The sequence below is a fragment of the Ornithinimicrobium panacihumi genome (genome assembly GCF_052073805.1).
Lineage (GTDB): Bacteria > Actinomycetota > Actinomycetes > Actinomycetales > Dermatophilaceae > Ornithinicoccus > Ornithinicoccus panacihumi.
The window spans coordinates 205,725-217,536 of sequence record NZ_JBQGWG010000001.1 but is presented as its reverse complement, the minus strand read 5'-3'; the positions used below and the strand labels follow the sequence as shown (position 1 = coordinate 217,536).

At 71.2% G+C, this 11,812-nt stretch carries 9 protein-coding genes and 1 tRNA gene; 2 read left to right on the top strand and 8 right to left on the bottom strand.

The genetic code is table 11. From position 1 onward, the window contains the following. From ACTMMA_RS01020 to tyrA, 7 genes are all read right to left on the bottom strand, one after another. Positions 1-1,188, bottom strand: a complete 1,188-nt coding sequence (locus ACTMMA_RS01020; RefSeq protein WP_441188233.1) for an ABC transporter substrate-binding protein — start codon at positions 1,186-1,188, stop codon at positions 1-3. Positions 1,189-1,197: 9 nt separating this feature from the next. Continuing rightward, entirely contained in the window at positions 1,198-2,460 is a 1,263-nt protein-coding gene (locus ACTMMA_RS01015; RefSeq protein WP_441188232.1) for an alpha-hydroxy acid oxidase, read from the bottom strand. A gap of 201 nt (positions 2,461-2,661) precedes the next feature. After that, positions 2,662-4,344: an energy-dependent translational throttle protein EttA gene (gene ettA, locus ACTMMA_RS01010; protein ID WP_441188231.1), complete on the bottom strand. Its 1,683-nt coding sequence runs from the start codon at positions 4,342-4,344 to the stop codon at positions 2,662-2,664. Positions 4,345-4,410: 66 nt separating this feature from the next. Then, positions 4,411-4,980, bottom strand: coding sequence for a single-stranded DNA-binding protein (locus tag ACTMMA_RS01005; protein ID WP_441188230.1), 570 nt, complete (start codon positions 4,978-4,980; stop codon positions 4,411-4,413). Positions 4,981-5,134: 154 nt separating this feature from the next. Then, positions 5,135-6,790, bottom strand: coding sequence for a YfjP family GTPase (locus ACTMMA_RS01000; protein ID WP_441188229.1), 1,656 nt, complete (start codon positions 6,788-6,790; stop codon positions 5,135-5,137). After that, a complete protein-coding gene (locus ACTMMA_RS00995) occupies positions 6,787-8,484 on the bottom strand; it encodes a dynamin family protein (protein ID WP_441188228.1) in 1,698 nt (565 codons plus the stop codon). Before ACTMMA_RS00995 ends, ACTMMA_RS01000 begins: the two co-directional genes overlap by 4 nt. A 111-nt stretch (positions 8,485-8,595) precedes the next feature. Next, positions 8,596-9,750 carry a bifunctional chorismate mutase/prephenate dehydrogenase gene (gene tyrA / locus ACTMMA_RS00990; protein ID WP_441188227.1) on the bottom strand — a complete coding sequence of 385 codons (1,155 nt, stop codon included), beginning with the start codon at positions 9,748-9,750 and terminating at the stop codon, positions 8,596-8,598. A gap of 41 nt (positions 9,751-9,791) precedes the next feature. Between tyrA and ACTMMA_RS00985 the strand changes: the two genes are divergently transcribed. Further along, positions 9,792-9,864, top strand: a tRNA-Arg gene (locus ACTMMA_RS00985). 81 nt (positions 9,865-9,945) lie between these two features. Here ACTMMA_RS00985 and ACTMMA_RS00980 read toward each other — a convergent pair. Further along, the gene (locus tag ACTMMA_RS00980) at positions 9,946-11,166 is read right to left on the bottom strand and encodes a PrsW family intramembrane metalloprotease (protein ID WP_441188226.1); all 1,221 of its coding nucleotides are present in this window, start codon (positions 11,164-11,166) and stop codon (positions 9,946-9,948) included. Between the two features lie 43 nt (positions 11,167-11,209). Between ACTMMA_RS00980 and orn the strand changes: the two genes are divergently transcribed. Continuing rightward, positions 11,210-11,812, top strand: a complete 603-nt coding sequence (gene orn, locus ACTMMA_RS00975; protein ID WP_441188225.1) for an oligoribonuclease — start codon at positions 11,210-11,212, stop codon at positions 11,810-11,812.

The following is an 11,812-nucleotide window of genomic DNA, read 5'->3' as shown; positions in this document are numbered from 1 at the left end:
TCAGTCCAGGACGGTGAAGGCGCCGCCCTCGATGACCTGGACCACCGCCGGGTGCTCGGCGTCGCGGTTCTCGTTGATCGAGACCGAGCCCAGGACGGTGTCGAGGTCCTTGATGCCGCCCAGGCCCTCCTTGATCGCGTCGCGCTCGCCCGAGCAGCCGGAGCGGACCGCCGCGTCGATGATGAACATGGCGGCGTAGGCCTGGGCCGCGAACTGGTCGGGCGCGGCACCGAACTTCTCCTCGTAGTCGGCCAGGAAGGCGGTGTTGAGCTCGCCCTCGGAGGCGGAGTTCCAGGCGGCACCCACGACGACGCCCTCGGCGGCCTCGCCGCCGTCGGCCATCATCTTGGGGTTGTTGAAGCCGTTGCCGCCGATGATCGGCACCTCGATGCCCAGCTCGCGGGCCTGGGTGACCAGCGGGATCGCGGCCTCGATCAGGCCGGAGACGACGATGGCGTCCGGCTCGGCCGCCTTGGCCTCGGTGAGCAGGGCGCGGAAGTCGGTGTCGGCCTTGGAGAAGGTGAGCGTCTCGGCGATCTCGACGCCCTCGGCCTTGAGCGCCTCGTCGAAGACCTTGTAGCCGGACTCGGTGAAGGCGTCGTCGTTGGAGTACATGACGACGACCTTCTCCAGGCCGTAGACCTCGACGGACTTGGCCACGGTCTGCGGGATGACCTGGGCCTCGGTGAGAGAGTCGCGGAAGATGTAGTCGCCCTGCTCGGTGATGCCGGCGGCCGTGTTGGAGATGGCCAGGACGGGGACGCTGGCCTCCTGGGCGATCGGCTGGGCCTGGAAGGCGCCGTTGGACAGGGTGGGGCCGATGATGATGCTGCGGTCCTCGGTGAAGCCCTCGAAGACGGTGATGCCCTGGCGCGGGTCGGTCTGGTCGTCCTCGATCTTCAGGTCGTACTTCACGCCATCGGTCTCGCCGAGCTTCTCGACGGCAAGCTCCAGACCGTTCTTCTGGGAGGCGCCGTAGGAGCCGGCCGCTCCGGTCAGGGACAGGGCCGCGCCGACCGGGACGGCCTGCTCGATGGTGCACTCGGCGCCCGTGCCGCTGCCGACCAGGCCGCCCTCGCCGCCGTCCCCGGTCGAGCCCGAGCCGCCGGAGCCGCCGTCGTCGCCGCAGGCGGTGAGGACGAGGGCCAGCGCGCTGGTCGCGGCGAGGGTCTTGATGGTGCTCTTCATGGATGCTCCTTACAGGTGGGTGTCACTGGGACGAGAAGGGTGGTGGGAGGGGGTGGTTCGCAGCCGGGCGTGGTCGGGGCCGAGGTCGGCCACGCTGGTCACGCCGAGCAGCTTGAGGGTGCGGTGCACCTGGGTGGTGAGGATCTCCAGCGCGCGGGCCACGCCTTCCTGGCCCCCTGCCATGAGCCCGTAGAGGTAGGCGCGCCCCACCAGGACGGCATCGGCACCCTGGGCGACCGAGGCCACGACGTCGGCGCCGTTGAGCACGCCGCCGTCCAGCAGGACGGGGACGTCCGGGCCGACCGCGGCGCGGATCTCCGGCAGCAGCTCCAGCGGCGCGACGGCGCGGTCCAGCTGTCGTCCGCCGTGGTTGGAGATCACCAGGCCGTCGATGCCCAGCGCGACCAGGTCACGGGCGTCGTCGGCGTGCTGGATGCCCTTGACCACGATCCGGCCTGGCCACTCCGAGCGAAGCCACGCCAGGTCCTGCATGGTGACGCCGGGGTCGAACATCCGGTCCACCAGGTCGGCGACGGTGCCGCCGGAGGAGCGCAGCGAGGCGAACTCGATCGGCTCGCTGGTCAGCATGTCCATCCACCACCGCGGGTGGAGCGCCATGCCGCCCAGCGTCTTGGCCGTCAGCCGTGGCGGCACGGTCAGGCCGTTGCGCACGTCGCGCAGCCGCTGCCCGGCCACCTGGGTGTCGACGGTCAGCACCAGGGTGGAGAAGCCGGCGGCGGCCGCGCGCCGGATGAGGGCCAGCGAGGCCTCCCGGTCCTGCCAGAGGTAGAGCTGGAACCAGCGCTGCACGTCGGGCACGTCGGTGGCGAGGTCCTCCACCGAGACGGTGCCCATCGTGGAGAGCGTGTAGGGGATGCCGGCGCGGGCGGCCGCGGTGGCCACGGCCCACTCCCCCTGCGTGTGCATCATCCGGGTGAAGCCGGTCGGCGCCAGGATGAGGGGTATGGGGCTGCTCACCCCCAGGACGTCGACGCTCGCGTCGACCTGGCTCACGTCGCGCAGCACGCGCGGGCGGAACTCGACCTCGGCGAAGGCCTGGCGGGACCGGGCGAGCGAGACCTCGCCCTCGGCCGCGCCATCGACGTAGTCGAACACCGCGCGCGGGGTGCGCCGCCGGGCGATCTGGCGGAGATCCTCGATGGTCGCGGCGCGGCGCAGGGCGCTCTCGGTGCGTCGCAGCGACGGGGCCTCGACCTGCAGCAGGGGGCGCAGCTCGGCCCATCTGGGCACACGGCGCTGCAGCGGCGACACGATCTTCCTCTCCAAGGGACGCATAGTTATGCACATCCGCGGATGCACATGGGCAATGGTCGAACCATAACCGTGCGCGGCCGGATCGTCGAGGATCGACGCCAATTTCGTGATCCAACTGTGACAGGACGAGAACCAAGAAGGGCCGGGCGCACCTGGCGCCCGGCCCTTCCGATGCCCGCGGTGCTCGCGGGGGCGGTCTCAGTCGCGCGTGAGCTTGCGGTAGGTCACGCGGTGCGGACGTGCGGCCTCAGGGCCGAGCCGCTCGATCTTGTTCTCCTCGTAGGCGCCGAAGTTGCCCTCGAACCAGTACCACTTCGCCGGGTCCTTCTCATCGCCCTCGTAGGCCAGGATGTGGGTGGCCACGCGGTCCAGGAACCACCGGTCGTGGGAGATGACCACGGCGCAGCCGGGGAACTTGAGCAGGGCGTTCTCCAGCGAGCCGAGGGTCTCGACGTCCAGGTCGTTGGTCGGCTCGTCCAGGAGCAGCAGGTTGCCGCCCTCCTTGAGGGTCAGCGCGAGGTTGAGCCGGTTGCGCTCTCCACCGGAGAGGACGCCGGCCTTCTTCTGCTGGTCGGGGCCCTTGAAGCCGAACTGGGAGACGTAGGCGCGCGAGGGGATCTCGACGTGCCCGACCTGGATGAAGTCGTTGCCGTCGGAGACGACCTCCCACAGCGACTTCTCCGGGTCGATGCCGCCGCGGGACTGGTCGACGTAGGAGATCTTCACCGTCTCGCCGACCTTGACGGTGCCGGCGTCCGGCTCCTCCAGACCGACGATGGTCTTGAACAGCGTGGTCTTGCCGACGCCGTTGGGACCGATGACGCCGACGATGCCGTTGCGGGGCAGGGTGAAGGACAGTCCGTCGATGAGGACCCGGTCCCCGAAGCCCTTCTTCAGGTCGGTGACCTCGATGACCTGGTTGCCCAGGCGCGGACCCGGCGGGATCTGGATCTCCTCGAAGTCCAGCTTGCGGGTCTTCTCGGCCTCGGCGGCCATCTCCTCGTAGCGGGCCAGGCGGGCCTTGTTCTTGGTCTGCTTGGCCTTGGGGTTGGACCGGACCCACTCCAGCTCGGACTCCAGGCGCTTGGCCAGCTTGGCGTCCTTCTTGCCCTGGATCGCCAGCCGCTCGCGCTTCTTCTCCAGGTAGGTCGAGTAGTTGCCCTCGTAGGGATAGAGCCGGCCGCGGTCGACCTCGGCGATCCACTGCGCGACGTTGTCGAGGAAGTACCGGTCGTGGGTGATCGCCAGGACGGCGCCGGCGTACTCCTTGAGGTGCTGCTCCAGCCACTGGACCGACTCGGCGTCCAGGTGGTTGGTGGGCTCATCGAGCAGCAGCAGGTCGGGCTTGGACAGCAGCAGCTTGCACAGCGCGACACGGCGGCGCTCACCACCGGAGAGCACGGTGACGTCGGCGTCCGGCGGCGGGCAGCGCAGGGCGTCCATCGCCTGCTCGAGCTGGGCGTCGAGGTCCCAGGCGTCGGCGTGGTCGATCTCTTCCTGGAGCTGGCCCATCTCGGCCATCAGCGCGTCGAAGTCGGCGTCCGGGTCGGCCATCAGCTCGGAGATCTCGTTGTAGCGGTCCAGCTTGGCCTTGATCGGGCCGACGCCCTCCTCCACGTTGCCCAGGACGGTCTTGTCCTCGTTGAGCGGGGGCTCCTGCAGCAGGATGCCGACGCTGTAGCCAGGGCTCAGCCGGGCCTCGCCGTTGGAGGGCTGGTCCAGGCCAGCCATGATCTTCAGGATCGTCGACTTGCCGGCGCCGTTGGGGCCCACGACGCCGATCTTGGCGCCGGGGTAGAAGGACATCGTGACGTCGTCGAGGATCACCTTGTCGCCGTGCGCCTTGCGGGCACGCGTCATGGTGTAGATGAATTCGGCCATGCCTTCCAGGGTATCCGTCCGGGGCGCCCCGCCCGAATCGGCAGGGCGCCCCGGACCGGCCCTCTCCTAGGCCGCGCTGGCCTCCAGCTCGACCCTCTCCCCGTCTCCCAGGTCGACGTCCCCGGGAGCCTCGTACACCTCCCCGTGCTCGTCGTAGGCCATGCCGTCCTCGTGAGTCAGGCCGGTGGCCGGGTCGACCGCCGGCCCGCCCTCCTCCGGCGGCGGGACGGTGCCGGTCAGGTCCTGCTGCACCCGGTCCAGGGGGTACTTGGCCTTCCCCTTGGCGTAGGCCGCCGTCCCGAAGGACAGGTCCAGCCCGATGGTGTCGACGTCGAGCGTCAGGCGCTGTCCCGAGGCCGTCTCGCTGGTCCACTCGTAGAGGCGCATGCGTCCGTGCGCCACGACCGGGTGGCCCTTGGCGATCGTCTCGAGCACGTTGGCCCCCTGCTGGCCGTAGCAGGCCAGGTCGAAGAAGACGGTGTCGGTCGTCACCCAGGTGTTGCTGTCCTTGTCGAACTTCCGGGTGTTGACGGCGACGGGCACCACCGTGAACGGACGGCCGGACTGCTTGCTGATCCGCATCTCCGGATCCCGCGTGACGTTGCCGGACACCGTGACCTTGCATTCGTTGAGCATCGTTCCCCTCCTTGTCGTGCCCGTCGGTGACGGGCCTTCGGTGCTGGCCATGCTGCTGCGCCGGCGCCAGGGACGGGAAGACCCGCCGTCTCCGGTGTGGATGACGGCGGGTCGTCGGCCAGGGATGTGGAAACCCGCTCCTGGCGGGCCTGGCTCAGGAGGCGGCACGCTCCAGCTGCTGGCGCGTCTTCTCGTGCCGGTCGAGCACGGCGATGAGGGGACGGCGCACGTGCTGGTAGGAGACCTCCTCGATCGCCTCGTCCAGGCGCTCCTCCACCACCGCGCGGCGTCGGCGGGCCCCCACGCGGGCGAAGACCTTGGCCAGCAGCGTGAGCAGAAGCCCCAGCACCACCCCACCGATGAGCAGCAGCGCGGGCACCGGGACGGCGAAGCCGTCCAGGGACAGCATGAGCGGGTCGATGGGCATGGCCAGGAAGCCGAAGACACCGATCACGGCCAGCCAGGCCAGACCGATGAGCGCGACGACCGCCAGGATCAGCTGCAGCGCACCGACGACGGGCCACCACCACGGGGTGCCGGTCCGCAACGGCGTGCCGACCACGGCCTGGTCGAGCGCGTCGGAGAGGTTGTCCTCGCTGGGGCTGGCGGCCTCGATGACCGCGTCGGCCCAGCGGGGCGGCAGGGTGGCCCCCGCCTCCTCGGCGAGCTGACGCGTCGCGAGCTGCACGTTGGCGCGGGCGGCGGGTGTCGCGGCCGGCAGCGAGGAACGGCCCAGCACCGACCGCACGTCGGAGGGCGCGATCCCGGCCGGTCCGGGGCTGTCGTCCCCGAGGCGCAGGCGCTTGAGCGGATCGGGGCGCAGCGCCGAGAGCCACCTGGTGAACGGCCAGCCCGCCCTGGTGTTGGCCTGGCGCAGGTAGTCGCGCTCGACCGCGTCGAGCACCACGGGCACGCCCGAGGCGACCTTGAGGGCGTGGGTCAGCCGCTGATCGGCCTCGTCGGTGAAGGGCGGCGTGGCCTCGGCGACCCCACGCCCCACCTGCTCGGCCGAGGAGCGCACGTCGGCAACCAACCTGGCCTCGGCGGCGTTGCGCGCCGCGACGACCTCACCGATGCGGGTGCGCAGCTCCGCGACTCCCTCGCCGGTGCGGGCCGAGGTCCCGATGACCTCGTGGTCGCCGGCGCCGTCGGCCTTGACCAACCGGCGCAGGTCCTCCCGGACGCGGTCGACGTCCCCCTCCCCCTTGATCCGGTCGACCTGGTTGAGGACGACCAGCATCACGGTGTCGTGGTGCCGCAGGGGGTGGAGATACTCGTCGTGGAGCCGAGCGTCGGCATACTTCTGCGGGTCGGCGACCCAGACGAAGACGTCGGCGCGCTCCAGGATGCGGTCGGCCTCGACCCGGTGGCGCGTCTCGCGCGAGTCGAAGTCGGGCAGGTCGACCAGGACCAGCCCGTCCAGACCGACATTGTCGCCGGTCGGGGTGACCATGTGACGGTTGTGGATGCCCAGCCAGTCCAGCAGCGGCGCCGCATCCTCCTCGCCCCAGATCGCGGCACCGGCCTCGGCCGTGGTGGGGCGGCGCGGGCTGATGACGGAGACGTCCTCGCCCACGATCGCGTTGAACAGGCTCGACTTGCCCGAGCCGGTGGCTCCCGCGAGCGCGACGACGGTGCGACCACCCTTGAGCGCCCACCGCTCCTGGACCTTGTCGACCACCGAGCGGGCCGACCCGGCCGCCGCGGGGTCCAGCTCGTCGCCACCGATGTCGAGCGCGGAGCGCAGCGCCTCCGACCGCTCGGTGAGGGGCAGGCTGGCGTCCTGGTCCTTGCGACGACGACCGATCATCGGGCTCCCTCCACGTCCTTGGCCGCCCGGGCCAGCTCCTCGATGGCGCCCTCGGCGACCGCGACCTCGTCCAGCGCTCGGTCGTAGCGCGCCCGCTCCCGGGCGTAGAGATCCTCCACCTGGCTCAGCAGCGATTCACGGGCCTTGACCGCCATGGCGCGCACGGCCTGGTCGCCGAAGACCGCCTCGAGCAGGCGCTGGGCGAGCACGGCCGAGCCGGCACCGACGGCCACCTCGGCCCCGGTGGGGATGAACATGGTCGAGCTGAAGACGAGGATCATCAGCAGGACGCCGAGCCCGTTGACGCCGAAGGCGAGATAGCGCGCGGTCGAGCGGCGCGAGCCGGCCTCCTCGCGCACCATCTCGAAGATGTCGCGCTGCCAGTCACGGATCAGCCGGTCGACCTGGCCGGCGAAGTCCGGCGAGGCCTTGGACAGCTCGGGGTGCGCCTCGATCAGCTGCGCACCGCCGGGGCTGTTCTTCCACGCGCGGGCCGCGGTGCTCGCGGCCACCTGCCCGTGGGAGGTGATCAGGGCGGCGGCACCGGTCTGGAGCGCGTCACCCAGCGGCTCGGAGGTGACCTGCTTGCCGGTGAAGAAGGCTCCGATCTTGTCGCGCAGACGGCCCACCCCGGCCTCGACCGAGCGCAGGAACTCCCCGGTCCCCACGAGCTCCTGCCAGCGGGCGAGCACCTCGCCCCGCAGCAGCGAGCCGTCCTGGACCCCCGCGTCGACGCCCGCGAGCGCGTCCCGGTATGCGGCTTGCGGCGCCTCGGCGAGGGCCTCCCGCGCCGCGACCTGGCCCCGGCCGGCGGAGACGAGCCGGTCGGCGCGCTGGCCGAGCGAGCCGAGGGTGCCGGTCAGGGTGCGGCGGATGACCACCGAGCGGGCGCGGGCGTCGCTGGCCAGCGAGTGCAGCCAGCCCTTGAGCCGCTCCACCTGGGCGTCGGGGATCCGGCCGTCCTCCAGGTCGGTCTCGGCGACGGTGAAGATCGGCGCCTGGCCCAGACCCTGGTCCCGCAGCATCGAGGCGAGGTGGAGCCGGACCTGGCCAAGCGCCTCCGGAGGGACGCGGTTGAGGACCACGGCCACGGAGGTGCCGCGCTCGGAGGCCTCACGCAGGAGGTCCCACGGCACGGCGTCGGCATAGCGGGCGGCCGTGGTCACGAAGATCCACAGGTCGGCCGCGGAGAGCAGCTGCTTGGACAGGGCGCGGTTGGCCTGGACCACCGAGTCGATGTCGGGGGCGTCCAGCAGCGCCAGCCCCGGCGGCAGCTGGTCGGAGGTGGCCAGGCGGACCGAGCCGGGGTCGTTGTCGAGCTCGTCGCCCACGACGCGGGCCAGCTCGGGCAGGATCCGCTTGTCGGTGAACCAGCGGGTGTCCTGCTCGTGGTGGACCAGGACCGAGGCCATCGTGGTGGGGCGGATCACGCCGGTGCGGCTGACCTGCTCCCCCAGGACGGAGTTGACCAGGGTCGACTTGCCTGCTCCGGTGGAGCCGCCGACGACCGCCAGCAGCGGTGCGTCCAGGGAGCGCAGCCGGGGCAGCACGTAGTCGCCGAGCTGGTGCACCAGCTCGCGCTGGGCGGTCTGCTCGGACGCGGCGCCCTCGAGGTCGAGGGGCAGGCGCACATCGGCTGCGGCGGCGCGCATCCGCTCGACGGCAGCCAGAAGTGCTGCGGGATCCTTGGTCACCAGCCCAGTTTCCCCCGGGAAGCCCCAGGGACCAAGACGAACCGCCGTCACCGCGCCGTGCACGGCCTGCACGGTGGCGTCCGGCGGCCCTCTCCCAGGCAGTCCCGCGACCTAGCGGTTGGCGTCCGCGTGCGCCAGCAGGGTCCGCGACTCGGCCAGGAAGGCCCCGGCGTGCTCGCCGAACCACTCGCCGATCTGCCCGAAGCGCGCCACGAAACCTTCGCGGTCCCCCTGCCGGAGCAGCTCGATCGCCTCGCCGTAGCGCCCGTGATAGCGCTCGATCAGCGCCAGCGCGTCGGGCGAGGCGGTGATGATGTCGTAGTAGAGCTCGGGATTCTGGGCGAACAGCCGCCCGACCATCACCAGCTCCAGGCGATAGATCGGCGAGGACAGCGTCAGCAGCTCGCCCAGGTCGTGGTCCTCCTGGGACAGGTGCCAGCCGTAGGCGAAGGTCGAGAAGTGCCGCAGCGCCTGGATCAGCCCCATCGCCGCGTCGTGGTCCTCCGCGCTGACCTCGTGGACCCGCGCGCCCCACAGCCGGATCTGCTCGACCAGCCAGCGCGAGGCCTCGGGGTCACGCCCGGGCACCGCGGCCACGACCTGCTTGGCCAGGCTGTCCACGTCCGGCCCGAACATCGGGTGCAGCCCCAGGACCGGCCCCGGGTGTGCCGCCAGCATCGCCGCCATCACCTCGCGCTTGGTCGAGGTCAGGTCGACCAGCAGCGCGTCCGCAGGCAGGGTGGGCAGCTCGGAGACCACCCTGACGGTGTCCTTGATCGGGACCGACACCACGACGAGCCCGGCGCCGGCCAGCATCCGGGCCGCGTCCGCCGGTGAGTCCTCGCGCTCGAGGACGTGCACCTCATACCCCGAGAGCGTGAGCATGCGCGCGAAGAGCGCGCCCATCCGTCCGCGCCCACCGACCACGACCACCGGACCCAGGTCGGGCGCCTGCCGGGTGAAGCCCATGTTCTTCTCGTGCGTGTAGGCCTCGCGCATGCACCGCCGCAGGATGTCCTCGATGAAGTCGGGCGAGAGACCCCGCTCCTGCGCCATCACGCGCTTGGCGGCGATCATCGCCTTCTCGCGCTCGGGTGCGTAGATCGGCACCCCGTGGCGCCCCTTGATCTCCCCCACCTCGCTGACCAGCGCCAACCGACGCTGGAGCAGCTCGATCAACTCTCCGTCCACCGCGTCGATCCGGGCGCGCAGGTCGGCCAGCGGCGCGTCGATGCCGCTCGGGTCCCCCGCCGTTCGCTCCGTCATGGGGCGATCGTAGTCGGGGCCACCTACACTTCTGCAGGTCCGCCCCCGTAGCTCAATGGATAGAGCACCGGCCTTCTAATCCGATGGTTGCGCGTTCGAGTCGCGCCGGGGGCACAACAACAGCGCGGGGTATGCGGCAGCACGGCCGGCTGCGCCGCTCACCCCATGCGGTCGGCGGCTCAGGCGGTCGGCGGCTCAGGCGGTCGGCGCCGCCGTGCCCGGCGCCGAGGCGCCCGGCACGAAGACCTGACGGTGCGCGGTGATGGTGCGCAGCAGCGCCTCCTCGCGGCGCAGCCACTCGGCGTCCGGGCCCTCGGAGTTGAGGTGCTTGCGGACCATCGCCAGGTCGCCGCTCTCGTCCTGGAAGGCGGTCATGGCCCGGGCCGCCCGACGACCACCCACGCCGGAGGCCCAGCGCCGCGCGCGACGCCGCTCGCCGGCGTCGGTGAGCATGGCGACCTCGGCGGGGGTGAACCAGCCGTTCATCCCGTAGCCGGTCAGCACGTCGCGCATCAGCCGGGACTCGCGCCGCCGCGACCAGCGCAGGAGCAGGATGAAGCCGATGAACAGCGGGATCTGGACGACGGCGAAGACCAGCAGGTAGGCCTCGGCCGCGACCACGGCGGAGTAGTTCCACAGGAAGTGCAGGAAGATCGCGCCGGCGAAGCCGAGGAGGACCAGCCACACCGAGGACAGACGGCGGCGGTGGGCGATCGCGCCGAAGGCCAGCCCGATGCAGATGGTGAACATCGGGTGGGCGAACGGGCTGACCAGGCAGCGCATGATGAAGAGCGCCACCAGGCCGGGGGTGCCGATCTCCACGTAGGCGCGGCCCAGGTAGAGGATGTTCTCCACGAAGGCGAAGCCGGCCGCGATGATGCCGGCGTAGACGATGCCGTCGGTGATGCCGTTGAACTCCCGGCGCACCCGGAAGAAGAGGATCGCCACGCCCAGCCCCTTGAGCAGCTCCTCGGTGACGGGTGCGACGAACACCGGCGCCAGGCGCATCGCGTCCGCGCCTGCGGCGTCGATGATCTCCACGCCCAGCTGGTTGAGGATGATCGCCCCGAAGGTGGCCACCAGCGCGCCCCAGAGGAAGGCGAACCACAGGATCCGGGGCGGCTCGGCCTCGAGCCGGTCGACCCACAGGAAGGTGGGGACGACGATGCCCAGGGCCAGCGCGGCGGTGACCAGGGCGAGCCCGGCGGTCGCCAGGCCGATCGAGTCGATGACCATCGTGCCCAGGCTCAGCGCGGTCAACCCGAAGAGGGCCACGATCGCGCCCCAGAGCACGATCTGACGCAGCAGCGGCCGGCGCGTGACGTTGTCGGGGACCGGAGCCGTGGGCTGGAAGGTCATCATCTGCTGCCAGCCGCCACCAGGCGCAGGGGTATGCGGTGAGGAGGGCGGGTGCATGCCGCCGAGGTTACCTGTTCCCACCTCTGGCTAGTCTCGACCTGTGAGCAACGACCGGATCGTGTGGATCGACTGCGAGATGACCGGCCTCGACCTGGGCGCGGACGCGCTCGTGGAGGTGGCCGCCCTGGTGACCGACGCGGAGCTGAACGTGCTCGGCGACGGCGTCGACGTGGTGATCCGACCTCCCCAGGAGGCGCTGGAGCAGATGGGCGACTTCGTGCGTCAGATGCACACCGCCTCCGGTCTGCTGCCCGAGCTGGAGAAGGGCATCACCATGGAGGAGGCGCAGGCCCAGGTGCTGGCCTACGTCCGGGAGCACGTGCCCGAGCCCAGGAAGGCGCCGCTGGGCGGCAACACCATCGCCACCGACCGCGCCTTCCTGGCCCGGGACATGCCGGAGCTGGAGGCGCACCTGCACTACCGCATGGTGGACGTCTCCTCGATCAAGGAGCTGGCCCGGCGCTGGTATCCCCGGGCCTACTTCAACGCCCCGCCCAAGACCGGCAACCACCGCGCCCTCGGCGACATCCGCGACAGCATCGCCGAGCTGCGCTACTACCGCGAGGCCGTGTTCACGCCCCCGCCGGGCCTGGATTCGACGGCCCTCAAGGAGATCGCGGCACGCCACTCCGGCCGCGGCTGA